The organism is Kosakonia sp. HypNH10, from assembly GCF_029850615.1.
Taxonomy (GTDB): domain Bacteria; phylum Pseudomonadota; class Gammaproteobacteria; order Enterobacterales; family Enterobacteriaceae; genus Kosakonia; species Kosakonia cowanii.
Map to the genome: position 1 here is coordinate 111843 of NZ_JAOTIU010000003.1, position 25624 is coordinate 137466.

Below are 25624 nucleotides of genomic sequence, written 5' to 3' on the forward strand. Positions count from 1 at the left end.
TTTTATTGTTATAAACAGCGCTGACCGGCAGGAATACCAGGAGTAGTACGCAGCGAATCCAGCAGATTATCGCGTAATACTTTCTGCCAGCATGGTATCAGGCGTAATGTCGCAGATTTGTAACGAACCAGGCATTCGCGCATTGCGGCGGATGGTCGACGAATTTATAATAAAAACCTATTCTGATTTTTATAAAACACAGGCGATGAGGTAATTAATGGCAATCGCGGATTTGGACAAGCAGCCAGATTCTGTCTCTTCTGTACTGAAGGTCTTTGGCATTCTGCAGGCTTTGGGCGAAGAGCGTGAAATCGGCATTACCGAGCTTTCACAGCGCGTCATGATGTCAAAAAGCACCGTTTATCGCTTTTTGCAGACCATGAAATCGTTAGGTTATGTGGCACAGGAAGGGGAGTCAGAGAAATATTCCCTGACGCTGAAGTTATTTGAACTTGGCGCGCGTGCGCTGCAAAACGTTGATTTAATCCGCAGCGCGGATATCCAGATGCGTGAACTCTCTCGCCTGACGAAAGAGACCATCCATCTGGGTGCTCTCGATGAAGACAGCATCGTTTATATTCACAAAATCGATTCGATGTATAACCTGCGCATGTATTCGCGTATCGGGCGTCGCAATCCGCTCTATAGTACCGCGATTGGTAAAGTGCTGCTGGCCTGGCGCGATCGCGATGAAGTGAAACAGATTCTGGAAGGCGTTGAATATAAGCGCAGCACCGATCGCACCATTACCAGCACTGAAGATCTGCTGCCGATGCTCGATATCGTTCGCGAGCAGGGCTACGGCGAAGATAATGAAGAGCAGGAAGAGGGATTACGCTGCATCGGTGTACCGGTGTTTGACCGTTTTGGCGTGGTTATCGCCGGTCTGAGCATCTCTTTCCCGACCCTGCGTTTCTCCGAAGAGCGTCTGCACGAATACGTTGCAATGCTGCATCAGGCAGCGCGCAAAATTTCTGAACAGATGGGTTATAACGACTATCCGTTCTGATAATTGTCAAAAAAGCCGCCCCGAAGGGCGGCTTTTTCATGGCAAAAATCAGCCGTTATCAATCACGTTTTCGCTTTTACGCATCAGCGGGCAGTTGGCAAGGCCAAAAAATCCGTTATTTGAATGAACATATTGCGCCGTGCTGGTGCCGCGCGCGGTCGCATATTTACACTGTAAACCAAGGCCTGCTGCATTCTCTTTACTGTTAATCAGCACGCCATAACCGCTCAGCAAGAGCCCGATCCACAACAGCGCGATAACGACAACGCCTCGAATAAGTGTACGCATGTTTGCTCCTTGCACATCGATTAAGTCTGGCATTAAGGCTACGTCTTTTATTGGCTGAAACAAGTCACACATTCCTAAAAATACCGAAAGGGGGTACAGTTACCCGCTGTTTAAGGAAGCCGTGTTAGTGTGGTTACACCTTGAAATGTTTCGGAGAGTGGAGTGAGAAAATTTAGATGGCTGTTGCTGATTGCCGTGGTGGTGGTCTGCCTGCTGCTATGGACTCAAATGATCAATGTGATGTGCGATCAGGATGTACAATTTTTCAGCGGCATCTGTGTCATCAATAAATTCATCCCCTGGTAAGCGCATTTCTGCAGTGAAAGATTTCCTTCCTGAGTGCCAGTGGTAAAATGCCGCGTCTACTTTGAGGGTGTGAAATGAACGAAATCTTAAATTCTGGCGCGTTAAATTTTGCGTCTATGCTGGTTTCTGTGGTGGTTCTGGTTATTGGTCTGGTGCTGTGGTTCTTTATCAATCGTGCCAGTTCACGTACGAACGAGCAGATTGAACTGCTGGAAGCGCTGCTCGATCAGCAAAAACGGCAAAATGCGCTGCTGCGCCGACTTTGTGAAGCGAATGAGCCAGAAAAAGCTGCTCTCCCCGATGTCGAAAAAAGTAAGACTAAGGGTGAAGACGAGGAGTTTATCCGGCTGGTGGCTGAACGATAACCTGAAAGGAGGGGAGAGATGGCCTGGAAAAACCCCTGGTATGACCCCGCGCTCTCCCACCATACGCCCGATGGTTTTTGTAACCCGACGGCAGTAGCGCATCAACCCGGCGATGTAAAACGCTGGCGTCAGGAACGCAAAGCTGCCGGGCTTCCCCGTCCACCACTCGCAGGATATGACGCCTTTACTGAAGCCTGGTGGCAAAAAGCCGAGATTGCAGCGGGTGACGATGGCCTCTGGTGGCTTGGTCATGCCTCTGTGCTTTTACGCATGCAGGGAAAATATGTGCTCACCGACCCTGTGTTTTCCCGGCGCGCCTCCCCGCTGCGTTTCGCCGGGCCTCAGCGGCGTACGCCGCCGGCATTGGCCATTGACGATCTTCCCGCCCTGGATGCCATACTTATCTCTCACAACCATTACGATCATCTGGACCGCTGGACAATCCGCGCACTGCTTCGCCGGTTTCCTGAGGTAAAGCTTTTTGTCCCTCTCGGGTTGGGTGACACGCTCCGTCGTTTCGGCGCGCGTTTTGTCACTGAACTGGACTGGTGGCAGCAAGCCTCGCTTGATGACTTACATTTAACCGCTGTTCCCGCTCAGCACTGGAGTATGCGCACCCCGTGGGATCGTAACCGCTCGTTATGGTGCGGCTGGGTTGTTGAATCACGCGCATCGCGTTTCTGGTTTGCAGGTGACACCGGCTACAGCACCACGCTTCTGCAGATCCCGCAACGTCTTGGAGAAATTGATGCGATCGCGCTGCCCGTTGGTGCGTATGCACCGCGCTGGTTCATGTCGATAAACCATATGGATCCCCAAAGTGCGGTGTCGCTGTGGCAGCAATTAGGTTCACCGCTGGCTTTTCCCATCCACTGGGGCGTATTTGAACTGGCCGATGAATCACTGGACGAGCCGGTGCTGGAGTTACGCCGCGCTTTAAGCGAAGCGGGTGAAGAAAATGATAACTTCAGGATCCTGAAAATTGGTCAATATTTATCCCTGCCGTAATTTAAGCCGAGCGCCATAAAAAGTAAGCCGTATTAAAATTGTGCGCTTTTGTTTTACGCGAAACGTTTTATTGCCTTTAAATGATGCAGTGTCATCATAATTTCATTATTTTGGTGCACGCCTGCGCTTATTCGCTCAGTAATTATTCATAGTTAACCTGAGCAATAGTTTCGTCCCGGCTCATTAATCATTTAAGAATCTTCCTAATCGAATAAACAGCATAACTATTCGCAGAAAGTTCTTAGCATATAAGCGAAACGCATGAGGGTTCCGGCCACCCGGTAAGTGCATGGAACTGCTTGATGAATAGAAAGAAATGGTCTACGTTTAGCGGGTAAACCTGCTGGTGCAGCGGCTGCTATAACGGTCATTGAAGTGAATAAATGAACAGTGGTTGTTTCGATACCCTTAGAATTTGTGCGGTGGATCGAGACATATCTAAAAATGGCTTGCCATAGTTTACGTATTATGTGATAACACGTTGTGGGTCAATCGAGGTACAATTCTGTTTATGTGTGGCATTTTCAGTAAAGAAGTCCTGAGTAAAACGTTTCGTTGAATACAGCTTCTCTGCCGAACCTTATATTAGTGCCTCAAGCAGTAATGTCTCAGTTTTCTCAGTCAATGCCTGCGGGCGAAGTATATACATTAAGGAATTTTGCAAATGGCAAAGATTAAAGGTCAAGTTAAGTGGTTCAACGAGTCTAAAGGTTTTGGTTTCATTACTCCGGCTGACGGCAGCAAAGATGTATTCGTACATTTCTCTGCTATCCAGGGTAACGGCTTCAAAACTCTGGCTGAAGGCCAGAACGTTGAGTTTGAAATTCAGGACGGTCAGAAAGGCCCGGCTGCAGTTAACGTAACTGCTATCTGATTTCGACACCTCTGAGCTTGAGACGCGTTTCGCGTATCAATGTCAGTTATCAAGCCTCGCCACTGTGCGGGGCTTTTTATTTTCCCTGCTGCAACATTTGACGGTACACTTCGCCCTTTGAAAAAGTCTGTCTCCCCGGAGTGTTTATGCCATTCAGTTGCCCCCTTTGCCACGCACCGTTAAGCCGCCACGAGTGCGCATTTATCTGTCCGCAGCGGCATCAGTTCGATATCGCCAAAGAGGGCTACGTCAATCTATTACCCGTTCAGCATAAACGCTCCCGCGATCCCGGTGATAACGCTGAAATGATGCATGCGCGCCGTGCATTTCTTGACGCCGGACACTATCAGCCGCTGCGCGATAAAATATGTAGCCTGTTTGAAGAGACGTTGCCAGCAGAGGCGACGGCGCTGCTTGATATCGGCTGTGGGGAAGGGTACTACACGCAGGCATTTGCCGGGGTAGGCCGCGCGCGCGGCGCGCAAACTGTAGGTCTGGATGTCTCGAAAGCGGCGATTCGCGCAGCAGCAAAACGCTATCCGCAGGTGATGTTTTGTGTCGCCTCCAGCCACCGCTTGCCTTTTGACGATAACAGCATTGATGGGCTGGTGCGCATTTATGCACCCTGTAAAGCGCAGGAGCTGGCCCGCGTGGTGAAACCGCAGGGCGTGGTAATCACCGCCGCACCCGGGCCGCGCCATTTAATGGAGCTGAAGGGGCTTATTTATGATGAGGTGCAGCTGCACGCGCCAAACAGCGGTGAGATCGAAGGGTTTACGCTTATTTCCGAACAGTCACTCGCTTATGAAATGGAACTGACCGGCGAAGAGGCGGTTGCGCTACTGCAAATGACGCCGTTTGCCTGGCGGGCAAAGCCGGAAGTGTGGCAACAGCTGGCGGCGGCAAAAACGTTTCGCTGCCAGACGGATTTCACCATCCACTGTTTACGGCGGAAAAGCTAGCCAGCAAAGTGGCTGTAGAGGATCTGCACGCCGATACCAATGAGCACGACGCCGCCGAGGATCTCGGCGCGTTTGCCGAGTAGCGGGCCGATAAACCGGCCCACCATCATGCCAAGGGTCGACATGATCAGCGTTGCGCAGCCAATTGCCAGCGCGGTAGTGAGAATATTGACCTGCAGGAACGCGAGCCCGACGCCAACGGCCATTGCATCCAGGCTGGTGGCAATCGCGGTGGTGACCAGCAACCAGAAACCGTGGCGGTGCGGCATTTCGGCGTCGCAATCATCGTTACCGCGTACGCCTTCCAGCACCATCCTGCTGCCAAGAAACGCCAGCAGCACGAAGGCTATCCAGTGATTCCACTCGAGGACAAATTGTGAGGCGAGCATCCCGAGACCCCAGCCCAGCAAAGGGGTTATGGTTTCAATCGCGCCAAAGATAAGACCAGTGCGCAGGGCGTCGGAAAATTTAGGATTGCGGAGCGTCGCACCTTTACCGATAGAGGCGGCGAAGGCGTCCATCGACATACCAAAGGCGAGAAGCAGGGTGGCGGATAAATTCATCTGTGCGTCCTGACCGGGAGTTCCATATAACACACCACTGCCCCCAGTAAACAGCAGTTGGTGTGTCAATGGTCTCGCCTGACTGAAAATGTTCAGTCCGTACGTGCCACGTTTTGCAACGAGTATGTTGACACGTACATTTCCGCACGGCGGAAATCGGCTACTCCCCAACGACGGACGCACCTTACCATATTTTTAGAATATAAAACAACAGCAGAAGAATATTCATGGCGGGGCCCGCCGATAACGATTGTCATTTAGCTTGCGACGTGAAAATAACGTTAATAAACATAGGTAATTTCTTACAGGAAATATAGCAGAGGCTATATTAAAGCCTCTTTTTTGTGCAGGGTAAATCGAGAAGGGTATTGTTTAACTTATTGAGTTTTAACCATTAATCTGTAGATTTTTTCGAGGTCGTCTATATTTCGTACACGGATCAGTAATCGTCGCTGCTCTAATTGCATCACCAGCACGCCATCCTCCGATAAATTCATCTCTTTAATACGGTTATATTCAATCCATGCATTAGCAAAGAAGAAACCGTGTGATTTAAAGATGGCTTTCGGGGCGCGGATCCAAAAAAGGTAAATACCCAGCAGCGCCAGCGCAAATAATAACCACATGGTTAATGATGAACCACCATTGACGCTGTTGTTATAAATCAGAATAACCAGCAGGCCGACAAAAATGGCACCATCGGTACGGCTTCTGCGCAGCAGCGGAACGGTGAGCAACGTTTCGCCTTTTCGACGGGGCATCACCACCTCGTCATACAGCGCAAAAGCCAGCAGGGCGGCGACAAACAGCAGCAGCACGCTGTCCGTAATCGTCATCTCGTCTCCTTAAATAAAAAACCGGGGGCAATCACGCCCCCGGTTATGACAACGTCGTTTAAAGACCCAGCAGGCCGATAGCGTAGCCGACAATCCCAATCACGAAGAAGCCGACAATGATCCACAGCGGGTTCACTTTTTTACGCAGCAGCCACATACAGGCGAAGGTCAGCAGCAGCGGCACCAGACCCGGCATCAGCTGGTCGAGGATAGTCTGTACCGTGGTCACCGTGGTTTTACCGGTCTGGTCGGTAATTTCCGATACCACCAGCGGAATATTGACGTGTGTCCACTTGTTGACCAGCGCCCCCATCACAAACAGGCCGAGAATTGACGCCCCCTCGGTCAGTTTTTGCAGGAAACCACCGCCCATATCTTTAACGATATCGATCCCTTTGCGATAACCGTACGCAACGCCGTAATAACGGGTGGCAAGACGCACGATATTAAAGAGGAAGAAGAAGAGCAGTGGGCCGAGCAGGCTGCCGCTCATGGCGATCCCGGCACCGAGGGCTGCAAAGACCGGACGCACAGTACCCCAGAAAATCGGGTCGCCAACGCCTGCCAGCGGCCCCATCAGACCGACTTTGATACCGTTAATGGCACCATCATCGATCTCCGCGCCGTTGGCACGCTGCTCTTCCATCGCCAGCGTCACGCCAAGCACCGGCGCAGCAACGTAAGGGTGAGTGTTAAAGAACTCCAGGTGACGCTTAATCGCCTGGCGGCGGGCTTCGTTATTTTCCGGATAGAGGCGTTTAATCGCCGGTACCATCGAGAAGCAGAAGCCGAGCGCCTGCATACGTTCGAAGTTCCACGAGCCCTGGAAGAGGTTAGAACGCAGGAACACGCTGCGAATATCACTCTGGGTGAGCTTTTTCTCAGTCGGAGTTTTCGTCATATCAACCATGTCGTTCACCTGTTAATCCAGTTCGTTATCAAGATCGTTGGCACCTGCGGCCGGCGCAGCGCCGCCTGCAGAGCGGTTATATTTCGGGCTAAGCTGAATGTAGAGAATGGCCATAACGGCACCGATCACACCCAGCGAAACAAGGTTGAAGTTGGTAAAGGCCGCGGTCACGAAACCAAGGTAGAAGAACGGCATCAGATAGCCTGCGCGCATCATATTGATGACCATCGCATAACCGACCACCACGATCATGCCACCGGCGATATTCAGACCGCTGGTCACCACTTCCGGAATGGCGTTGAGCATGTTCTGCACTTCGCTGGTACCGACAGAGATAGCCACAATCACCGCCGGGATGGCGATACGCATCGCTTGCAGGAACAGGGAGGAGACGTGGATCCAGGAGAGGGCGGTAAGGTTACCGTTATCTGCGGCTTTATCTGCCGCGTGCTGGAAACCAACGGTAATGGTACGCACGATAATGGTCAGCACCTGGCCTGCCGCTGCCAGCGGGATCGCCAGCGCGATACCGGCACCAATACTCTGGTGGCCGCCGATAACCAGAATGGTGGAAATAATCGACGCCAGAGCGGCATCCGGCGCGACCGCCGCACCGATGTTCATCCAGCCGAGGGCGATCATCTCCAGAGTACCGCCGATGATGATACCGGTTTTCATATCACCCAGAACGATACCGACTAACGTACATGCCACCAACGGACGGTGGAACTGGAACTCGTCAAGTATCGACTCCATACCGGCAATACATGCGACGACGAACACCAGCACAATCTGAAGAGTGGTAATCTCCATTGTACTTCTCCTATAGCTAAATCAGACGTAAGTGTGAAAACTGAGTCAATCAGGTCGTCGCGGTTACTTCGCCACTTTGCTGATCAAATCCATCATTTTCAGTTTCGGATCGTTTGAAACTTTACGGACTTCCAGCTCAATGCCGCGATCGTTGAGTTTGCGAAACGCCTCAATATCTTTCTCATCGACGGAAACAGCATTGTTTACCTGGGTTTTGCCCTGACGATAGGCCATACCGCCAATATTAACCGAGGTAATTTTCACGCCGCCCTCGACGATGCGCTCGACATCGGTAGGGTTGGTGAAGAGCAGCATTACGCGTTCACCGGCATATTTCGGGTTGTTATAGACGCGGATCATTTTTGCGACGTCGACAACGTGAGCCGTTACGCCCGGCGGCGCGACCTGCGTCAGCAACGTTTTGCGCACGTTATCCGCAGCCACCTCATCGCTGACAACAATAATGCGGTTGACGTTGGTCTCTTTCGTCCAGCGAGTGGCGACCTGGCCGTGGATTAAGCGGTCATCAATACGCGCCAGACCGATGACCATATAGTCGTTCGGGCCCATTGGTTTCGCGGGGGTAGCGGCTTTCGGGGCTGCCGTCGGCTGAACCGCAGCGGGAGCGGGTTTTTCCACCGGCTGCGCTTTCAGCGCCTTCACGCCTTCGCGTCCGGTCTCGACGGCCAGCGCTACCAGCTCATCGAAGGTTGGGTTGTCATCACGCGCCATCAGCGTTTCGACCAGCATCGGAATGTTGACGCCTGCGATTACTTCATAATGCTCTTTATCGACGACAATGCGGCTGGCGGCGTTAAACGGGCTGCCACCCCATGTATCAACGAGAAACAGCACGCCCTGATTAGTATCCAGCTTTGCCAGCTGCGCCTGATACTTTTCGATCAGTGTTTCCGCGTTCTCGCCGGGAACAAAATCGATCCATCCGACATTCTCCTGCTCGCCGAGCAGCATCTCGGCGGTTTTAAGCAGTTGTTCTGCCGCCCAACCATGTGTGCCTATAACAATAGCAATAGTCACTTGCTACCTCCTTATTCTTGTCGTTAACATCCACGCGATGGATGTATTGTGAATCGGCACCAAAAAAGCGAATCGATTCAGAGATAAACTCAAAGAGAAGTTTAGGAACTTTCGCGAATTATTTTAGAGAGTGAAAAAATAATTTATGTGATGAAGATCCGTAATTTAGGTTTCATAAAATTGAAATTTTGTAGCGCAAAATATCCATACATTTTGCAAAGTCTGGTAAATCTTTGCCAGCTACCCAGGCTCTTTGCTATGTTTAACCTCCGTTTAAGTTACCAGGAGTAAAGGGCAGTAGCCCATCGTATGGATCGTCACCGACGTCAGTTCACTTTTTGGCCGTCCCGCGCCACGCATTCCGGTGAATTTCACCCCCTTTCAAATAGAGTCAATGTCATCACGCCTGCGCATTTTCGCGCGCCGTCTACTGTTTTCCTGAACAGGAGCCTGTCATGGAATTCTTAATGGATCCGCAGATTTGGATCGGTTTGTTGACGCTGGTTGTACTGGAAATCGTGCTGGGTATCGATAACCTGGTCTTTATCGCCATTCTTGCCGATAAACTGCCGCCGAAGCAGCGCGATAAAGCACGTTTGATCGGTCTGTCGCTGGCGCTGGTGATGCGACTTGGCCTGCTGTCGTTGATCTCATGGATGGTCACGCTTACCCAGCCACTCTTCTCTGTGTGGAACCTTACCTTCTCCGGCCGTGATTTAATCATGCTGCTGGGCGGTATTTTCTTACTGTTTAAGGCCACCACGGAGCTTCATGAACGGCTGGAAAACCGCGATCACGATGGCGGGCACGGCAAAGGCTACGCCAGCTTCTGGGTGGTGGTGACGCAGATCGTTATTCTCGATGCGGTCTTCTCACTCGATGCGGTGATCACCGCAGTCGGTATGGTCAATCACCTGCCGGTGATGATGGCGGCAGTAGTAATCGCCATGGCGGTAATGCTGCTGGCCTCGAAGCCGTTGACCAGGTTTGTGAACCAGCATCCGACGGTCGTGGTGCTCTGTCTGAGCTTCCTGCTGATGATTGGTCTGAGCCTGGTCGCAGAGGGCTTTGGCTTCCATATTCCGAAAGGCTACCTCTACGCCGCGATTGGCTTCTCCATCATCATTGAGTTCTTTAACCAAGTTGCGCGCCGTAACTTTCTGCGCAACCAGTCGCGCCTGCCGCTGCGCGCGCGCACCGCGGATGCGATTGTGCGTCTGATGGGCGGTCGTCGTCAGAATACGACGCAAACCGAGACGGACAGCGATGCTTCCGTAACAGTGCCGGAAGGGGCGTTTGCGGAAGAGGAGCGCTATATGATCAACGGCGTGCTGACGCTGGCTTCCCGTTCCCTGCGCAGCATTATGACGCCGCGCGGTGATATCAGCTGGGTGGATGCCAACCTGAGCGTTGATGAGATCCGCCAGCAGTTGCTCTCCTCCCCCCACAGCCTCTTCCCGGTCTGCCGTGGTGAACTGGATGAAGTGATCGGTATTGTGCGCGCCAAAGAGCTGCTGGTGTCGCTGGAAGAGGGCGTCGATGTTGCCGCGATTGCATCTGAATCGCCGGCGATTGTGGTGCCGGAAACCCTCGACCCGATCAAGCTGCTGGCGGTCTTGCGCCGCGCGCGCGGCAGCTTCGTGATTGTTACCAATGAGTTTGGTGTCGTGCAGGGGCTGGTGACGCCGCTGGACGTGCTGGAGGCGATTGCCGGTGAATTCCCTGATGCGGACGAAACGCCGGAAATTATTGCCGACGGCGACGGCTGGCTGGTGAAGGGCACCACCGACCTGCACGCGCTGCAACACACGCTGGATCTCGATAACTTCGTCAATGAAGAGGAAGATATCGCTACCGTTGCAGGCCTTGTCATTGCCGCGCGCGGGCAGATCCCGCCGGTGGGCGAAACTTTTGCCATTGCGCCGTTGCATATCACCGTGATGGAAGCGAACGACTACCGGGTCGATCTGGTGCGTATTGTTAAAGAGCAACCGGCTCACGACGAAGAGGAGTGATCCTCAATCGTCATCAGCGGTGCCAGCCGGTCGTCATGCGCGGCTGGCGTCGCATTCCCGGCTAACCACGCCGGGAAATTCTCAATGGGCATCGGCTGTGCAAAGAGATATCCCTGCAGTGACTGAACCCCCTGCTGACGCAAATATTGCGCCTGCTGCGGGGTTTCTACCCCTTCCGCCACCAGTTCAATATCCAGCCGCTGCGCGAGCGCGATAATAATATCGGTCACTCTGGAGTTCACCGCATCGGTGCCGATCGCCACGGTATAGGATTTGTCGATTTTCAGAATGTCCGGTTGCAGCTTCTCCAGCCAGCTCAGCGAGCTATTGCCGGTGCCGAAATCATCAATCGCGATCTTCACGCCGTTATGATGCAGCTCGCGCATCATGCGCGGATCCACATCCTGCAACGCATCACGTTCGGTCAACTCAATAATCAACTGCTGAACCGGATGGTGAACAAACCACAACCGGTGCAGATCTTTCAGTAACTCGCCATCGCGCAGATGGCTGGGGGCGGCATTAATGCCGATATGAAAGTGGGCGTCGTCCGGAAAGAGGTGGCGGTGTGCCTGCACCTCAGTCAACACATAGCGGGTCAGCGGGGCGATCAAATGCTGCGCCTCGGCGATAGGAATAAACACCTCCGGCGAAATCGCGCCCTGGCGCGGGTTGTGCCAGCGCAGCAGGATCTCCACGCCGACGCACTTCAGGCTCTGGGCATGCAGTACCGGCTGGCAGAAGAGCGCAAATTCGCGGCCGGTTAAGCCAAGGTTAATCTCGCGGGCGAAGCTCATACGGCTGGCGGTGGTAAACCAGGTAATCACGCTGGTTAATAGCGCAATCATCAGCGCCAGCGGCAGCTGTGAAGGCAGGTGTTGCAGCGCCAGCCGCGTTGCACCCGGGCCACTCACGCTCACTGAAAGAGGGAAGAATTGCGAGGTGCGCTGATAGCGCTTCTCATTTTCGGCCAGCGGTAAGCTTTCCAGCAGACCTTTTCCCTGTACCAGATGCCGCCCGGCGACGGAGATCGCAACGCGGGTGATAAGCGGCGGCTGCGGCTCGAGCATTAAGCGGCTCAGCAGTTCAATATTGACCACTTCCATCACGCCGCTCTGCCCGTCGGCGGCGGTGGGGAACCAGACGATCAGCACCGGGCGATCTTTCAGCAGGGATTGGTCCGTGGAGAGGACCAGCAGCGTGGTTTTCGCCGGCAGACTCGGTTGCAACTGATGGACAGGAACATGACGATCGCCAAAGATGCTCGAGCAGTAGAGAATGCCATCGTGGACCAGCGTAATGGAGCGCACCGTCTGCAGGCTGGCGGCGATTTTGCGCAGTTGCAGATGCACCCCGTCACAGGGTTTGCCGACCAGCGGCGAAACCATCTTACGGGTCGATTCCAGCGGCAGCAGCAGGCGATCAAAATTTACCACCGCATGATGGGTAAAAGAGGCGACGCGCTGCTGGTTGAGGTTGCGCTCGGAAATAAAGCGAAAGGCGAGGGTCAATATCAGCGCGACAATGCCCGCCAGCACGCAAACCGTGGCGCGCCGCTGTCGATAGCTTTTGATGATCCGCTGAGCCGTTTGCATGCGCCGATCGCCCGTATTATCCCTGGCCTGATTGCCATGCCAGCACAGTTGAAGTGTAGCGGGGAATTGCTCAGCTTATGCACAAACGGCGGGGAATATTCTCGAACTGTGGCGTAGCGGGTAAAAAAAACGCCGTTCGGTTGAACGGCGCTGAGGGCGGTGAGTTTAGTCGCACTGCACCTTGATCGCCAGACCACCGCGCGAGGTTTCACGGTACTTGGCGTTCATATCCTTCCCGGTCTCGTACATGGTTTCGATAACCTTGTCGAGAGAGACGCGCGGCGCGCTGGTGCGGCGCATCGCCATCCGCGCGGCGTTAATCGCTTTTACCGAGGCAATCGCGTTACGTTCAATGCAGGGAACCTGCACCTGGCCGGCGACCGGATCGCAGGTCAGACCGAGGTTGTGCTCCATACCAATCTCTGCCGCAACGCACACCTGCTCCGGGCTGGCGCCCAGCAGCTCTGCCAGACCCGCAGCCGCCATCGAGCAGGCAACGCCCACTTCGCCCTGGCAGCCCACTTCCGCACCGGAAATGGAGGCGTTCATTTTATAGAGCGCACCAATCGCTCCGGCAGCGAGGAAGTAGCGAATATAGATATCCGGGCTGACGGACTCAATAAAGTGGTCGTAATAAGCGAGCACCGCCGGCACGATACCGCAGGCACCGTTGGTCGGGGCCGTCACGACGCGACCGCCCGCCGCATTCTCTTCGTTAACCGCCAGCGCAAACATGTTGACCCAGTCCACGACGATCATCGGATCGTTGGAGAGCTTATCGCTGGAGACCAGTAGGCGGCGCAGGGCAGAGGCGCGACGCGGCACGCGCAGCGGACCCGGCAACACGCCTTCGGTGTTCATGCCGCGATCGATACAGGCGCGCATGGTGGTCCAGACGTTGGCGAAGTACTCTTCAATCTCTTTTTTCGAGTGCAGCGCCAGTTCGTTCTGCATCACCATCCCGGAGAGAGAAAGCCCGGTCTGTTTGCAGTACTCCAGCATCTGCGTCGCAGAGTTGAACGGGTAAGGCACAGAAACAGAATCGAGCGTCTCTTTGCCAAAATGCTCTTCATCAACGATAAAGCCACCGCCGATGGAGTAGTAGGTTTTGCTGTAAACGGCCTCATCGCCGTTCAGGGCGGTAATGCGCATGCCGTTTTCGTGCAGCGACAGGTTATCGCTGTGAAAACGCATGCCATCATTCTGCGGGAAGTCGACTTCATGGCGACCCTGTGCCAGCAGCAAGCGCCCACGGTTTTCCACATCGCGGATAAAACCGGGGATCGCATCAATATCGACAGTGGCCGGCTCGTTGCCTGCCAGACCCATAATAATGGCGATATCGGTATGGTGTCCTTTCCCGGTAAGGGAGAGTGAGCCGTAAACATCCACCACAACGCGGGTGGTGTTTTCCAGCAATCCTTTTTCGACCAGATCATCGACGAACTGCTTCCCGGCCTTCATCGGGCCAACAGTGTGGGAAGAGGAGGGACCAATTCCCACTTTGAACATGTCGAATAGACTAATCACATTTACACTCCTGACAGGGTTACTGGGTTTCCAGTAACGATGTAATAACTGCGCATAGTGTAAGAGGGAAGGGTGCCAGCAGGTTAACTATTCACATGAATTAAACTAATCGCTGGCCTCTATTAAACTAATAGCGAGTGCGCCGTCACAAAGTGCGCAAAACAGAGTATAGCGCTTATGGCCGCACGCCGATTTGCAGCGCCAGCGAGCGGATAATCCCCGCCGTCATGCCCCAGACAAAATAATGCTGATACCAGGATAACCACACCCGGTGGGCATTGCCGTGGCGATGCACATCCAGCGGATGATAACGCCCAAGTCGCAACGCTTCGGCAAGCGGCATTTCAAACACCGCCGCCACTTCATCTTCACTGGCGCGCCAGGGGAGATCCGGCGGAATAATGCCGACCACTGGCGTAACCTGAAAGCCGGTCACGCTATCAACGGGTGGCAGGACGCCAATCACCTCGACCGACTCCGGCGGGATCGCTACCTCTTCCTGCGCTTCACGCAGTGCGGCGGCAATAAGCGAGGCGTCGGTGCTGTCGACCGCGCCGCCGGGAAAGGCGACCTGGCCGGCATGTTTTCGCAGCATGGCTGAGCGCTGCGTCAGCAGCAGGCCCGGCTCTTCACGCCGCACAATCGGCACCAGCACCGCTGCCTGGCGCGCATTCAGGGTGGCGACATTAAGCTGCGGGCGCATCAGCTGAAAGCGTGATAAAAAGTTATCCAGAGTTAACACCGGTTGCTCCACGAATTACCTCTCAAGTTGCCGCAGGATACGGTTAACTTTATCAAAGGTTTCCTGATATTCCGCATCTTCGTCGCTGTCGGCGACAATTCCGCCGCCTGCGGAGCAGTAAAGTTGCCCGTCACAGGCGGTAATCGTACGGATGGTGATACTGGTGTCCATATTGCCGCAGACGCTGAGGTAGCCGATGCTGCCGCACCAGGCATTGCGCCGGTGCGGCTCCAGTTCATCGATAATCGCCATTGCCCGCACTTTCGGCGCACCGGTGATCGACCCGCCGGGAAACGCCGCGCGGAGCAGATCGCTTGCGTGTCGTCCGGGCGGCAGTTTCGCCGTCACGGTGCTCACCAGGTGATGCACCGCCGGGAAGGGTTCCACCACGAACAGCTCCGGCACCTGCACCGAACCCGGCACCGCCACGCGACCAATATCGTTGCGCATCAGATCGACAATCATCACATTCTCGGCGCGATCTTTTGGCGAGGCGGCAAGGCGGGCGGCCTGTTCAGCATCCGCTTGCGGATCCGCAAGACGCGGCAGCGTGCCTTTAATTGGACGGGTTTCAATCTCATCGCCGGTCAGACGAATAAAACGCTCCGGCGACAGGCTGAGGATCGCCCCTTGCGGCAAACGCAGGAAGGCGCTAAACGGTGCGCGATTCTCACCATTCAGGCGCACAAACGCCTGCCACTCATCGCCGCTATAACTCGCCTGAAAACGTTGTGCGAGGTTGACCTGATAGCAGTCGCCGCTGCGCAGCCAGGCCTGCACCTGGCGAAACTTTTCGCCATACTCCGCGCGGCTCATATTGGCCTGCCAGGCGGAGGTTAAGCGAAACCCGGGCTGTCGCGGCGCGCTCTGCGCCTCAAGCCAGGCCAGGCGCGCATTGACATCGCGGTGGCTTAACAGCGTTACGCGCTGCAATTTGTGATCAACAATCAGCGCCCAGTCATAGATACCGACCGCCATATCGGGGATGGCAATATCCTTTGCGGCCAGTGAGGGCAGTTTTTCAAAACGGCGGCCGAGATCATAACCAAACAGGCCCAGCGCGCCACCCTGGAAAGGAAGGTCGTTCGCGGGTTCAGCATGCAGACCGCATGCATCCAGCGCCTGTTGCAAAAGCCCAAGCGGATCGCCTTCTGACGCGCGTCCGTCCTGATAAGTGATATCGCCCTGCGTTGTCAGCGTCGTGAGCGGATCGGCGACTAAAATATCAAAACGGTTATGGGGATGATCGGCATGCCCCGAATGGAGCAGCATCGCCCACGGTTGCGCGCTGAGCGGTGCGAAATAGAACTCTGCGGCGTCACGGCGCCACGGGAGCGAGAGTTGGGCAGGCGTTAACTGTTTCATGATTCCTGGCTCTTGAGCGTCTTCGCTGGCGTAGTGCACAGACGCGTGGAATAATTAGCGCCGATAATTTATCAGGAGTTGACCATGTTTGCAGGATTACCCGCCCTCAGTCACGAACAGCAGCAGAAAGCAGTCGAACGTATTCAGGAGCTTATGGCCGGCGGCATGAGCAGCGGCGAGGCCATTACACTTGTGGCGCAAGAGCTGCGCGCCAGCCATACCGGTGAGCGGATCGTGGCGCGCTTTGAAGATGAGGAAGACGAGGAGGAGTAATTACACCGCCGCGATAATCTTAATCTCAACTTTATAACGCGGATTCATCAGCTTCGCCTGCACGGTGCAGCGCACCGGTGCATGGCCCGCCACCACCCACGCATCCCAGGCCCTATTCATCGCCGCAAAGTCATCGCTGTCGGCGAGAAAGATGGTGGCATCGAGGATCCGTGACTTGTCGCTGCCCTGTTTTTCAAGCACCGCGTCAATCTGCGCCAGCGTGTTGGCCGTCTGCTCAAAGGCGTCGGCGTCGAGGTTTTCCGGCACGCCAGTGTAGTAAAGCGTCTGGTTATGGATCACCACATCAGACCAGCGGGCTTCCGCGTCAATACGCACAATTGTCATCACCTTTTCCTTCCTGGTTACATAGATTCGCCGGGAAGAGTGCCACAAAAACCTGGCTGGCGTAAATCCGCGCACCCTGACATAATCACTGGCGATTTAACCAGGGGGTAGTGTGACGGACGATTTTGCAACAGACGGCCAGCTTGCCAAAGCGATACCGGGATTTAAACCGCGCGAACCGCAGCGCCAGATGGCTTACGCCGTGACCGAAGCGATTCAAAAAACGCAGCCGCTGGTGGTGGAAGCGGGGACCGGAACCGGTAAAACCTACGCCTATCTTGCGCCTGCATTGCGCGCCGGGAAAAAAGTGATCATCTCCACCGGTTCGAAAGCCTTGCAGGATCAGCTCTACAGCCGCGATCTGCCCACTGTCTCAAAAGCGCTGGAGTACACCGGCCGCACGGCGCTGCTTAAAGGCCGTTCAAACTACCTCTGTATCGAGCGTCTCGAACAGCAAGCGATTGCCGGTGGCGATCTGCCGGTGCAGACGCTGAGCGATGTCATTCTGCTGCGCTCCTGGTCTAACCAGACCAAAGATGGCGACATCAGCACCTGCGTCAGCGTGGCCGAAGATTCCGCCGCCTGGCCGCTGGTCACCAGCACCAACGATAACTGTCTGGGCAGCGACTGCCCGATGTACAAAGAGTGTTTCGTGGTGAAGGCGCGTAAAAAAGCGATGGAAGCGGATGTCGTCGTCGTCAACCACCACCTTTTTCTTGCCGACATGGTGGTGAAAGAGAGCGGTTTCGGTGAGCTGATCCCGGAAGCCGAGGTGATGATCTTTGACGAAGCGCACCAGCTGCCCGATATCGCCAGCCAATATTTTGGCCAGTCGCTCTCCAGCCGCCAGCTGCTCGATCTGGCAAAAGATTTCACCATCGCCTACCGCACCGATTTACGCGATACCGCGCAGTTGCAGAAGTGCGCCGACCGGCTGGCGCAAAGCGCGCAGGATTTCCGCCTGCAACTCGGCGAGCCGGGCTATCGCGGGAACCTGCGTGAACTGCTGGCCGATGCGCGGATACAGCGTGCGCTGCTGCTGCTCGATGACGCGCTCGAACTCTGTTACGACGTGGCGAAACTCTCCCTCGGTCGTTCAGCGGTGCTGGACGCCGCTTTTGAGCGCGCCACGGTTTACCGCGCGCGTCTCAAGCGGCTGAAGGAGTTCAACCAGCCGGGGTTCAGCTACTGGTATGAGTGCACCTCGCGCAACTTTACGCTGGCGCTGACGCCGCTGACCGTCGCCGATAAATTCCAGGAAGTGATGAAAGAGAAGAAGGGGAGCTGGATCTTTACCTCCGCGACTCTGTCGGTTAATGACGATCTGCATCACTTCACCGCGCGGTTAGGCATCGACGAAGCCGAGTCGCTGCTGCTGCCGAGCCCCTTCGATTATCCGCGCCAGGCGCTGCTCTGCGTACCGCGCAATTTGCCGCAGACCAACCAGCCCGGCTCCGCGCGCCAGTTGGCGGCGATGTTAAGGCCGATGATTGAGGCCAACAACGGTCGCTGCTTTATGCTCTGTACCTCGCACGCCATGATGCGCGATCTCGCGGAACAGTTCCGTGCCACTCTCAGCCTGCCGGTACTGTTGCAGGGTGAAACCAGTAAAGGGCAGTTGCTGCAACAGTTTGTTGACGCCGGTAACGCACTGCTGGTTGCCACCAGCAGCTTCTGGGAGGGCGTCGACGTGCGCGGCGATACGCTTTCGCTGGTGATCATCGATAAGCTGCCGTTTACCTCGCCGGACGATCCGCTGCTGAAAGCGCGGATGGAAGATTGCCGTCTGCGCGGCGGCGATCCCTTCGATGAAGTGCAACTCCCGGATGCGGTCATCACGCTCAAGCAGGGCGTCGGTCGCCTGATCCGCGATATTGACGATCGCGGCGTGCTGGTGATTTGCGATAACCGGCTGGTGATGCGTCCCTACGGCGCGGTGTTTCTCGCCAGCCTGCCGCCAGCGCCGCGCACGCGCGATATCCGCCGCGCAGTAGAGTTTCTTGCCCGGCCCGCAGCGGAGTAATTTTCCGCGAAGTGTGGTAAGATGCGCGCCATTTTGTTGAATCTGGACTGCTATACCCATGCGAATTCTGGCTATTGATACCGCCACAGAAGCCTGTTCTGTCGCCCTGTGGAATGACGGTACGACCTTCGCTCACTTCGAACTTTGCCCTCGTGAACATACACAACGGATTCTGCCGCTGGTCAGAGCCGCCCTTGCCGACGCCGATGTTAAGCTTACCGATCTCGACGCGCTGGCCTTTGGCCGCGGGCCGGGCAGCTTCACCGGCGTGCGTATCGGTATTGGTATCGCACAGGGCCTGGCGCTCGGCGCAGAGCTGCCGATGATTGGCGTTTCGACGCTGGCGACGATGGCGCAGGGAGCCTGGCGCAAAACCGGCGCGACCCGCGTGCTGGCCGCCATTGATGCCCGCATGGGCGAAGTCTACTGGGCTGAGTATCAGCGTGATGCCGATGGCGTCTGGCAGGGTGAAGCGACGGAAGCGGTGCTGAAGCCTGAGGCGGTAAGCGAGCGTCTGCAGCAGCTTGATGGCAGTTGGGCGATGGTTGGCACCGGCTGGGGCGCATGGCCTGAATTAGCAGCGAATAGTCCTCTTACGCTGACCGACGGCGAGATGTTACTGCCCACGGCGGAAGATATGTTGCCCATCGCGCGCCAGCTTTTTGCCGCGCAAAAATGGGTTGCCGTTGAACAGGCGGAACCGGTTTATTTGCGTAACGAAGTGGCGTGGAAGAAACTTCCTGGCCGGGAATGAATCTCAGTAGTACTAACTGAGTTAAGGGGTCGCATGATGGCGGGTCAAAAAAGGTTTATGCAGCTGTTACTGGCAGGGCTGGTAACGGTAGCGTTGAGTGGGTGCGTGACGGTGCCTGATGCGATCAAGGGCACCAGCCCGACACCGCAGCAAGATTTAGTGCGGGTGATGAATGCGCCAACGCTCTATGTCGGCCAGGAAGGGCGTTTCGGCGGGAAAGTGATCAATGTGATCAATCAGCAGGGCAAAACCCGACTGGAGATCGCCTCTGTCCCGCTGGATGAAGGCGCCCGCCCGGTGCTGGGCGAGCCCTCTGTCGGGCGAATCTATGCCGACATCAACGGCTTTGTTGACCCGGTCGATTTCCGTAACCAGCTGGTCACCGTGGTCGGGCCGATTACCGGTACCGAAGCGGGTAAAGTGGGCAGCGCCTCCTACACCTACATGGTGATGCAGGTGAACGGCTACAAACGCTGGCGCTTGCAGCAGCAAATCATGATGCCGCCGCAGCCGCTCGACCCGTGGTTCTCCGGCCCGGGAGCCTATCCGTGGCGCACAGGCTACGGTCCATGGGGCTGGTATCCGCCCGAACCCGCTCGTGTACAAACGGTCGTAACAGAGTAATCTCTTGTTTTGACAGGAAAAATAAACAGCGGCCCGGCCGCTGTTTTTGTTTCCTGTATTAGATGACAAAAATAATTAGTGACGCGCTTCGCAACCTTCCGTCCGGTTAATTTTCAAACTGGTACGCTGAGTTAATATAATGTTAATTTCTTGTTTATTAACTGGGGCTGCGATGACAACAAACACTCATTTTAGAGGTGATGCATTGAAAAAGGTTTGGTTAAATCGTTATCCCGCCGATGTGCCTGCGGAGATCAACCCTGACCGTTATCAATCCCTGGTTGAATTATTTGAACACTCAGCAGCCCGTTATGCCGATCAGCCGGCGTTTATCAACATGGGCGAAGTGATGACCTTCCGTAAACTGGAAGAGCGCAGCCGGGCATTTGCCGCCTACCTTCAGGAGGGGCTTGGCCTGCAAAAAGGCGATCGCGTGGCGCTGATGATGCCGAACCTGCTGCAATACCCCGTTGCGCTGTTCGGGATTTTGCGTGCCGGGATGATTGTGGTAAACGTTAACCCGCTCTACACGCCCCGCGAGCTTGAGCATCAGCTTAACGACAGCGGCGCGGCAGCAATTGTGATTGTCTCCAACTTCGCCCACACGCTGGAGAAGGTTGTCGACAAAACCCAGGTGCGGCACGTCATCCTGACCCGCATGGGCGATCAGCTCTCGACGGCGAAAGGGACGGTGGTCAACTTTGTCGTTAAATATATCAAACGGCTGGTGCCGAAATATCATCTGCCGGATGCCATCTCGTTTCGCCGCGCGCTGCAAAACGGCTACCGCATGCAGTATGTTAAACCGGAACTTGTACCCGAAGACCTGGCGTTTCTGCAATACACCGGTGGCACAACCGGCGTGGCAAAAGGGGCTATGCTGACCCACCGTAATATGCTGGCTAACCTCGAACAGGTGAACGCCACTTACGGGCCGTTGCTGCATCGCGGCAAAGAGCTGGTGGTCACCGCGCTGCCGCTTTATCACATCTTTGCCTTGACCATGAACTGCCTGCTGTTTATCGAACTGGGCGGGCAGAACCTGCTGATCACCAACCCGCGCGATATTCCGGGGCTGGTGAAAGAGTTGGGCAAATACCCTTTCACCGCCATGACTGGCGTGAACACGCTGTTTAACGCGCTGCTTAATAATGACGATTTCAGAAAGCTCGACTTCTCCTCGCTGCATCTTTCCGCCGGCGGCGGGATGCCGGTGCAGCAGGCGGTGGCGGATCGTTGGGTCAAACTGACCGGGCAGTATCTGCTGGAAGGGTATGGCCTGACCGAATGCTCGCCGCTGGTGAGCGTCAACCCGCATGACATTGACTACCACAGCGGCAGCATTGGCCTGCCGGTGCCGTCGACCGAAGCGAAGCTGGTGGATGACGACAATAATGAAGTCGCGCCGGGCGAACCGGGCGAGCTCTGCATTAAAGGGCCGCAGGTGATGCTCGGCTACTGGCAGCGTCCTGATTCAACGGATGAGATCCTGCGTGATGGCTGGCTGCACACCGGCGATATTGCGGTGATGGATGACGAGGGCTTCCTGCGCATTGTCGATCGCAAAAAAGATATGATTCTGGTCTCCGGTTTCAACGTCTATCCGAACGAGATCGAAGATGTGGTGATGCAGCACCCCGGCGTGCTTGAAGTGGCTGCCGTTGGCGTGCCGTCCGCGAACAGCGGCGAAGCGGTGAAGCTATTTGTGGTGAAAAAAGAGGCTTCCGTAACTGAAGAGGCGCTGATCGCTTTCTGCCGCCGACAGCTTACCGGCTATAAGGTGCCGAAGCAGGTGGAGTTCCGCCCGGAGTTGCCGAAATCGAACGTCGGAAAGATTTTGCGACGAGAATTACGTGACGAAGCGCGTGCCAAAGTGGACAATAACGCCTGAGCTATCCGTTAGCCTCCCGAACGCCGGTTAAAGCCGGCGTTTTTTATGGGCGCAAACTGAAGAGAAAATGATTTGAATTACCAGATGATAACGACGAACGACGCGCTGGCAGCGATATGTGAAGCCGCCAGTGCGTTTCCAGCCATTGCCCTCGATACAGAATTTGTCCGCACCCGCACGTACTACCCGCAACTGGGTCTGTTGCAGATGTATGACGGCGAACGTGTCACGCTTATCGATCCGCTGACCATTACCGACTGGACGCCGTTTCGCGATCTGCTCACCAATACGGCAATCACCAAGTATCTGCATGCGGGAAGCGAAGATCTGGAAGTATTCCTCAATACGTTTGGCGTGCAGCCGCAGCCGATGATTGATACGCAGATCCTCGCGGCATTCTGCGGTCGTCCGATGTCATGGGGCTTTGCCTCAATGGTGGAGGAGTTTACCGGAACGGCGATTGATAAAAGCGAATCCCGCACCGACTGGCTGGCGCGTCCACTGACCGAGCGTCAGTGTGACTATGCGGCGGCGGATGTCTGGTATCTGCTGCCTATCGCCGGAAAACTGCTGGCGGAAACCGAGCAGGCGGGCCGACTGGCTGCCGCGCTCGATGAGTGTCGTTTAATGATGCAGCGCCGCCAGGAAGTACTGGCACCGGATGAGGCATGGCGTGAAATCACCAATGCCTGGCAGCTGCGCCCGCGCCAGCTGGCCTGTTTGCAACTGCTGGCATCCTGGCGTCTTCGCAAGGCGCGCGAACGCGACATGGCAGTGAATTTTGTCGTGCGCGAAGAGCATCTCTGGGCAGTGGCGCGCTATATGCCGGGCAGCCTCGGCGAGCTGGATAGCCTTGGTCTCTCCGGCAGCGAAATCCGTTTTCACGGTAAAACCCTGGTGGCACTGGTGGCGCAGGCGCAGGAGTTGCCGGAAGAATCACTCCCTGAACCGCTGCGTAATTTGATGGATATGCCTGGCTATCGCAAAGCGTTTAAAGCGATTAAAGCGCAGGTGCAGGCAATCAGTGAAAGCGAAAATATTAGCGTTGAGCTGCTGGCTTCGCGTCGCCAGATTAATCAGTTATTAAACTGGCACTGGAAATTGAAGACGCAAAATAGCCTGCCGGAATTAATCAGCGGCTGGCGCGGTGAATTGATGGCCGATCGTCTTAATGCTTTATTAGCGGAGTATCCGCAATAAGACTGTAAATAATTACAGTATATTTGAGCGGATAAATAAAAAGGCAGAATCTATTCTGCCTTTTTTTATTGCCCTTATTGCGGAGATTATTTCGTCTCTTCCGCTTCCGGCAAGGTGACGTTCAACTCCAGAATAGAAATATCGTCCCCTTTCTGCTCCAGTTGTACCGTGACCATTTCCGGATCGATCTGCACATATTTACAGATGACTTCCAGAATATCGCGCTTCAGCTGCGGCAAATAGTGGGGTTCAGCGTCGCTGCGGCGGCGCTCTGCAACAATAATCTGCAGGCGTTCTTTAGCGATGCTGGCGGTATTCTTTTTTCTGGAGAGAAAAAAGTCGAGTAATGCCATAACTTATCCTCCGAACAGGCGTTTGAGGAAACCTTTCTTCTCTTCTTCAATGAAGCGGAAAGGACGATCTTCTCCCAGCAGACGTTCCACGGCATCGGCGTACGCTTTACCTGCGTCAGCATTGGTATCCAGAATAACCGGCTCGCCCTGGTTGGAGGCCCGCAGAACAGACTGATCTTCCGGGATCACGCCAATCAGTTTGATGCGCAGAATTTCCAGCACATCTTCCATGCTCAACATGTCGCCACGGTTAACGCGGCCAGGGTTGTAGCGGGTGAGCAGCAGATGCTCTTTAATCGGCTCTTCACCTCTCTCCGCACGACGTGATTTGGAAGCCAGAATCCCCAGAATACGGTCAGAGTCACGCACGGACGATACTTCGGGGTTAGTGGTGATAATGGCTTCATCGGCGAAGTAGAGCGCCATCAGCGCGCCGGTTTCGATGCCAGCCGGTGAGTCGCAGACGATAAAGTCGAAGTCCATTTTTTTCAGATCTTCTAATACCTTATCAACGCCTTCACGGGTGAGGGCGTCTTTGTCGCGCGTCTGCGATGCCGGGAGAATATAGAGGTTTTCAGTGCGCTTATCTTTAATCAACGCCTGATTCAGCGTTGCGTCGCCCTGGATAACGTTAACGAAATCGTACACAACGCGGCGCTCGCAGCCCATGATCAGGTCAAGGTTACGAAGGCCAATATCGAAGTCGATAACGACCGTTTTCTTGCCCTTCTGGGCTAAACCAGTAGCGATGGCCGCGCTGGAGGTGGTCTTGCCAACGCCCCCTTTACCCGAAGTAACAACAATAATGCGTGCCATAGGAGTTCCTTGTTAAAAGGGCTTAATCTAAGGGTTGAATTGTCAAAGCGTTACCTGCCAGTTGCAGACGCGCCGCTTTGCCATAAAATTCGGCCGGGATTTGATCGCTCAGCCAGTACTCACCCGCAATGGAGACCAGCTCCGGCGTCAGGTGGGTACAAAATATTTGTGCTTCATTATCACCGCTTGCGCCCGCCAGCGCGCGCCCGCGCATCATGCCGTAGACGTGGATATTGCCATCGGCAATGAGCTCCGCGCCTGCGCTCACGTGGCTGGTGACAATCAGGTCGCAGTTCTGCGCATAAATGCGCTGACCTGAGCGCACCGGGGTATCAATCAGCCGTGTTTTAATCGCCGGCGTGGCGACGGATACTGGTTCAGCAACGGGCTCCGGGCGCGGTTGCGCCTTCTCTTTGCCTTCCGACAGAATAGGAAAGCCAGCGCGTTCAATTTCCGCTTTCAGTTCAGCGTCTTTACAGCCGCTAATACCAACAACATGCAGGCCGGTGGCAGCAATGCTTTTTTGCAATTGCGGCCAGTCAATCGGACCTACCAGTGCTGAGACATTCACCACCACGGGAGCATGCTGCAAAAATGCAGGAGCCTGAGCGATTTTGTCTTCTAACGCCTGACGAATAACCTCGGGTTTTGCATCATGCAAATGAACCACAGATAAGGTAAAACTACTGCCTTTAAGCTCGATGGGCGTGTTTGACATCCTGACCTTACTCATTTTGCTCTAAACACCCGAAAACGGGGTGATATTCTGAAGACTACCGGGCATGTTATAGTCCCTGTTATATTCAGGCAAGTAACCACCTCCTAATTCCGAGTAAAAGTATGTTTTGTGTGATCTATCGAAGTGCCAGGCGTGAACAGACTTATCTGTATGTCGAGAAAAGAGACGATTTTTCCCGCGTGCCGGAAACATTAATGCAAAGTTTCGGCCAACCGCAGTTAGCAATGATTTTACCGCTCGACGGCAGTAAAAAATTAGCCGGCGCGGATCTGGAAAAAGTAAAAGCCGCGCTCAGCGAGCAGGGATATTATTTACAGATGCCACCGCCGCCGGAAAATTTACTTAAAGCCCATCTCGCGGCGAACACTAAGCAATAACCCTCTCTAA

At 54.9% G+C, this 25624-nt stretch carries 28 protein-coding genes, 1 pseudogene and 1 riboswitch; of the genes and pseudogenes, 15 read left to right on the forward strand and 14 right to left on the reverse strand.

Annotated features, from left to right (window positions below; translation table 11 throughout):
* The first annotated feature begins 217 nt into the window (after window positions 1-217).
* Window positions 218-1009: a DNA-binding transcriptional regulator KdgR gene (kdgR, locus tag N7V53_RS09955; RefSeq protein WP_023480031.1), complete on the forward strand. Its 792-nt coding sequence runs from the start codon at window positions 218-220 to the stop codon at window positions 1007-1009.
* Between the two features lie 48 nt (window positions 1010-1057).
* Here the strand turns inward: kdgR and N7V53_RS09960 are convergent, their stop codons facing one another.
* A complete protein-coding gene (locus N7V53_RS09960) occupies window positions 1058-1297 on the reverse strand; it encodes a YobH family protein (protein ID WP_023480149.1) in 240 nt (79 codons plus the stop codon).
* Between the two features lie 162 nt (window positions 1298-1459).
* On the opposite strand from N7V53_RS09960, the gene mgrB reads away from it, so the two are divergent.
* From mgrB to rlmA, 6 genes and pseudogenes are all read left to right on the forward strand, one after another.
* A complete protein-coding gene (gene mgrB, locus N7V53_RS09965; protein ID WP_023480134.1) occupies window positions 1460-1603 on the forward strand; it encodes a PhoP/PhoQ regulator MgrB in 144 nt (47 codons plus the stop codon).
* A 74-nt stretch (window positions 1604-1677) separates the two neighbouring features.
* Window positions 1678-1968: a YebO family protein gene (locus N7V53_RS09970; protein ID WP_023480174.1), complete on the forward strand. Its 291-nt coding sequence runs from the start codon at window positions 1678-1680 to the stop codon at window positions 1966-1968.
* Window positions 1969-1986: 18 nt separating this feature from the next.
* Window positions 1987-2976: an MBL fold metallo-hydrolase gene (locus N7V53_RS09975; protein WP_279793255.1), complete on the forward strand. Its 990-nt coding sequence runs from the start codon at window positions 1987-1989 to the stop codon at window positions 2974-2976.
* A 511-nt stretch (window positions 2977-3487) separates the two neighbouring features.
* Window positions 3488-3599: pseudogene (locus N7V53_RS09980) on the forward strand (DUF2627 domain-containing protein); the annotation flags it as partial.
* A 41-nt stretch (window positions 3600-3640) separates the two neighbouring features.
* The gene (gene cspE, locus N7V53_RS09985; RefSeq protein WP_001062678.1) at window positions 3641-3850 is read left to right on the forward strand and encodes a transcription antiterminator/RNA stability regulator CspE; all 210 of its coding nucleotides are present in this window, start codon (window positions 3641-3643) and stop codon (window positions 3848-3850) included.
* 146 nt (window positions 3851-3996) lie between these two features.
* Window positions 3997-4812, forward strand: a complete 816-nt coding sequence (gene rlmA / locus N7V53_RS09990; protein ID WP_279793256.1) for a 23S rRNA (guanine(745)-N(1))-methyltransferase — start codon at window positions 3997-3999, stop codon at window positions 4810-4812.
* Here rlmA and mntP read toward each other — a convergent pair.
* The 5 genes from mntP to manX all read right to left on the reverse strand — a co-directional run bounded on the left by mntP (window position 4809) and on the right by manX (window position 8972).
* On the reverse strand, window positions 4809-5375 hold the full coding sequence (gene mntP / locus N7V53_RS09995; protein ID WP_023480176.1) for a manganese efflux pump MntP: 567 nt from the start codon (window positions 5373-5375) through the stop codon (window positions 4809-4811). The two genes, rlmA and mntP, sit on opposite strands and share 4 nt — an antisense overlap.
* Before the next feature lie 6 nt (window positions 5376-5381).
* Window positions 5382-5556: riboswitch (yybP-ykoY riboswitch) on the reverse strand.
* A gap of 196 nt (window positions 5557-5752) precedes the next feature.
* A complete protein-coding gene (locus N7V53_RS10000; RefSeq protein WP_279793257.1) occupies window positions 5753-6211 on the reverse strand; it encodes a DUF986 family protein in 459 nt (152 codons plus the stop codon).
* Window positions 6212-6269: 58 nt separating this feature from the next.
* Window positions 6270-7121 (reverse strand): PTS mannose transporter subunit IID, encoded by an 852-nt coding sequence (locus tag N7V53_RS10005; RefSeq protein ID WP_023480044.1) that lies wholly within the window; start codon window positions 7119-7121, stop codon window positions 6270-6272.
* Between the two features lie 12 nt (window positions 7122-7133).
* Entirely contained in the window at window positions 7134-7934 is an 801-nt protein-coding gene (locus N7V53_RS10010) for a PTS mannose/fructose/sorbose transporter subunit IIC (RefSeq protein WP_279793258.1), read from the reverse strand.
* Between the two features lie 63 nt (window positions 7935-7997).
* Window positions 7998-8972 (reverse strand): PTS mannose transporter subunit IIAB, encoded by a 975-nt coding sequence (gene manX / locus N7V53_RS10015; RefSeq protein WP_023480026.1) that lies wholly within the window; start codon window positions 8970-8972, stop codon window positions 7998-8000.
* Window positions 8973-9427: 455 nt separating this feature from the next.
* Here manX and yoaE point away from each other — a divergent pair, with 455 nt between their 5' ends.
* On the forward strand, window positions 9428-10987 hold the full coding sequence (gene yoaE, locus N7V53_RS10020; RefSeq protein ID WP_023480087.1) for a CNNM family cation transport protein YoaE: 1560 nt from the start codon (window positions 9428-9430) through the stop codon (window positions 10985-10987).
* Here the strand turns inward: yoaE and N7V53_RS10025 are convergent.
* From N7V53_RS10025 to pabB, 4 genes are all read right to left on the reverse strand, one after another.
* Entirely contained in the window at window positions 10969-12582 is a 1614-nt protein-coding gene (locus N7V53_RS10025; RefSeq protein ID WP_279793259.1) for an EAL domain-containing protein, read from the reverse strand. The genes yoaE and N7V53_RS10025 overlap by 19 nt on opposite strands.
* 165 nt (window positions 12583-12747) lie before the next feature.
* Window positions 12748-14112 (reverse strand): L-serine ammonia-lyase, encoded by a 1365-nt coding sequence (sdaA, locus tag N7V53_RS10030; protein ID WP_279793260.1) that lies wholly within the window; start codon window positions 14110-14112, stop codon window positions 12748-12750.
* A gap of 175 nt (window positions 14113-14287) precedes the next feature.
* Window positions 14288-14866: a CoA pyrophosphatase gene (locus N7V53_RS10035; protein ID WP_023480029.1), complete on the reverse strand. Its 579-nt coding sequence runs from the start codon at window positions 14864-14866 to the stop codon at window positions 14288-14290.
* A 3-nt stretch (window positions 14867-14869) separates the two neighbouring features.
* Complete coding sequence (pabB, locus tag N7V53_RS10040) at window positions 14870-16219, reverse strand: aminodeoxychorismate synthase component 1 (protein ID WP_279793261.1); 1350 nt, start codon at window positions 16217-16219, stop codon at window positions 14870-14872.
* Window positions 16220-16303: 84 nt separating this feature from the next.
* Between pabB and N7V53_RS10045 the strand changes: the two genes are divergently transcribed.
* Window positions 16304-16492, forward strand: a complete 189-nt coding sequence (locus N7V53_RS10045; RefSeq protein ID WP_023480153.1) for a YoaH family protein — start codon at window positions 16304-16306, stop codon at window positions 16490-16492.
* Here N7V53_RS10045 and N7V53_RS10050 read toward each other — a convergent pair whose 3' ends face one another.
* On the reverse strand, window positions 16493-16837 hold the full coding sequence (locus N7V53_RS10050) for a RidA family protein (RefSeq protein WP_279793262.1): 345 nt from the start codon (window positions 16835-16837) through the stop codon (window positions 16493-16495).
* Window positions 16838-16949: 112 nt separating this feature from the next.
* Between N7V53_RS10050 and N7V53_RS10055 the strand changes: the two genes are divergently transcribed.
* From N7V53_RS10055 to rnd, 5 genes are all read left to right on the forward strand, one after another.
* Complete coding sequence (locus tag N7V53_RS10055) at window positions 16950-18860, forward strand: ATP-dependent DNA helicase (RefSeq protein WP_279793263.1); 1911 nt, start codon at window positions 16950-16952, stop codon at window positions 18858-18860.
* 58 nt (window positions 18861-18918) lie between these two features.
* Window positions 18919-19614, forward strand: coding sequence for a tRNA (adenosine(37)-N6)-threonylcarbamoyltransferase complex dimerization subunit type 1 TsaB (gene tsaB / locus N7V53_RS10060; protein ID WP_279793264.1), 696 nt, complete (start codon window positions 18919-18921; stop codon window positions 19612-19614).
* Between the two features lie 36 nt (window positions 19615-19650).
* Entirely contained in the window at window positions 19651-20238 is a 588-nt protein-coding gene (locus tag N7V53_RS10065) for a Slp family lipoprotein (protein ID WP_279793564.1), read from the forward strand.
* Window positions 20239-20443: 205 nt separating this feature from the next.
* The gene (gene fadD, locus N7V53_RS10070) at window positions 20444-22129 is read left to right on the forward strand and encodes a long-chain-fatty-acid--CoA ligase FadD (protein WP_279793266.1); all 1686 of its coding nucleotides are present in this window, start codon (window positions 20444-20446) and stop codon (window positions 22127-22129) included.
* A 72-nt stretch (window positions 22130-22201) separates the two neighbouring features.
* Window positions 22202-23329 (forward strand): ribonuclease D, encoded by a 1128-nt coding sequence (gene rnd, locus N7V53_RS10075; RefSeq protein WP_124968077.1) that lies wholly within the window; start codon window positions 22202-22204, stop codon window positions 23327-23329.
* Between the two features lie 86 nt (window positions 23330-23415).
* On the opposite strand, the gene minE is transcribed toward rnd, so the two are convergent.
* From minE to minC, 3 genes are read right to left on the reverse strand one after another with little or no spacing between them, the layout of a single operon-like run.
* Window positions 23416-23682, reverse strand: a complete 267-nt coding sequence (gene minE, locus N7V53_RS10080) for a cell division topological specificity factor MinE (RefSeq protein WP_004384978.1) — start codon at window positions 23680-23682, stop codon at window positions 23416-23418.
* Between the two features lie 3 nt (window positions 23683-23685).
* Window positions 23686-24498, reverse strand: coding sequence for a septum site-determining protein MinD (gene minD, locus N7V53_RS10085; protein ID WP_023480081.1), 813 nt, complete (start codon window positions 24496-24498; stop codon window positions 23686-23688).
* 22 nt (window positions 24499-24520) lie between these two features.
* Window positions 24521-25216 carry a septum site-determining protein MinC gene (gene minC / locus N7V53_RS10090; RefSeq protein WP_279793281.1) on the reverse strand — a complete coding sequence of 232 codons (696 nt, stop codon included), beginning with the start codon at window positions 25214-25216 and terminating at the stop codon, window positions 24521-24523.
* 122 nt (window positions 25217-25338) lie between these two features.
* Here minC and N7V53_RS10095 point away from each other — a divergent pair, with 122 nt between their 5' ends.
* Window positions 25339-25614, forward strand: a complete 276-nt coding sequence (locus N7V53_RS10095) for a YcgL domain-containing protein (RefSeq protein WP_279793282.1) — start codon at window positions 25339-25341, stop codon at window positions 25612-25614.
* Window positions 25615-25624 lie beyond the last annotated feature (10 nt).

Coding starts and splice junctions, on each gene's coding strand:
- minD (WP_023480081.1), bottom strand. CDS start 24,498: ATGGCACGCATTATTGTTGTTACTTCGGGTAAAGGGGGCGTTGGCAAG.
- tsaB (WP_279793264.1), top strand. CDS start 18,919: ATGCGAATTCTGGCTATTGATACCGCCACAGAAGCCTGTTCTGTCGCC.
- rlmA (WP_279793256.1), top strand. CDS start 3,997: ATGCCATTCAGTTGCCCCCTTTGCCACGCACCGTTAAGCCGCCACGAG.
- N7V53_RS10010 (WP_279793258.1), bottom strand. CDS start 7,934: ATGGAGATTACCACTCTTCAGATTGTGCTGGTGTTCGTCGTCGCATGT.
- N7V53_RS09975 (WP_279793255.1), top strand. CDS start 1,987: ATGGCCTGGAAAAACCCCTGGTATGACCCCGCGCTCTCCCACCATACG.
- N7V53_RS10050 (WP_279793262.1), bottom strand. CDS start 16,837: ATGACAATTGTGCGTATTGACGCGGAAGCCCGCTGGTCTGATGTGGTG.
- N7V53_RS10095 (WP_279793282.1), top strand. CDS start 25,339: ATGTTTTGTGTGATCTATCGAAGTGCCAGGCGTGAACAGACTTATCTG.
- yoaE (WP_023480087.1), top strand. CDS start 9,428: ATGGAATTCTTAATGGATCCGCAGATTTGGATCGGTTTGTTGACGCTG.
- N7V53_RS10065 (WP_279793564.1), top strand. CDS start 19,651: ATGGCGGGTCAAAAAAGGTTTATGCAGCTGTTACTGGCAGGGCTGGTA.
- kdgR (WP_023480031.1), top strand. CDS start 218: ATGGCAATCGCGGATTTGGACAAGCAGCCAGATTCTGTCTCTTCTGTA.
- N7V53_RS09970 (WP_023480174.1), top strand. CDS start 1,678: ATGAACGAAATCTTAAATTCTGGCGCGTTAAATTTTGCGTCTATGCTG.
- minE (WP_004384978.1), bottom strand. CDS start 23,682: ATGGCATTACTCGACTTTTTTCTCTCCAGAAAAAAGAATACCGCCAGC.
- N7V53_RS10025 (WP_279793259.1), bottom strand. CDS start 12,582: ATGCAAACGGCTCAGCGGATCATCAAAAGCTATCGACAGCGGCGCGCC.
- mntP (WP_023480176.1), bottom strand. CDS start 5,375: ATGAATTTATCCGCCACCCTGCTTCTCGCCTTTGGTATGTCGATGGAC.
- pabB (WP_279793261.1), bottom strand. CDS start 16,219: ATGAAACAGTTAACGCCTGCCCAACTCTCGCTCCCGTGGCGCCGTGAC.
- N7V53_RS10000 (WP_279793257.1), bottom strand. CDS start 6,211: ATGACGATTACGGACAGCGTGCTGCTGCTGTTTGTCGCCGCCCTGCTG.
- cspE (WP_001062678.1), top strand. CDS start 3,641: ATGGCAAAGATTAAAGGTCAAGTTAAGTGGTTCAACGAGTCTAAAGGT.
- N7V53_RS09960 (WP_023480149.1), bottom strand. CDS start 1,297: ATGCGTACACTTATTCGAGGCGTTGTCGTTATCGCGCTGTTGTGGATC.
- minC (WP_279793281.1), bottom strand. CDS start 25,216: ATGTCAAACACGCCCATCGAGCTTAAAGGCAGTAGTTTTACCTTATCT.
- N7V53_RS10045 (WP_023480153.1), top strand. CDS start 16,304: ATGTTTGCAGGATTACCCGCCCTCAGTCACGAACAGCAGCAGAAAGCA.
- N7V53_RS10005 (WP_023480044.1), bottom strand. CDS start 7,121: ATGGTTGATATGACGAAAACTCCGACTGAGAAAAAGCTCACCCAGAGT.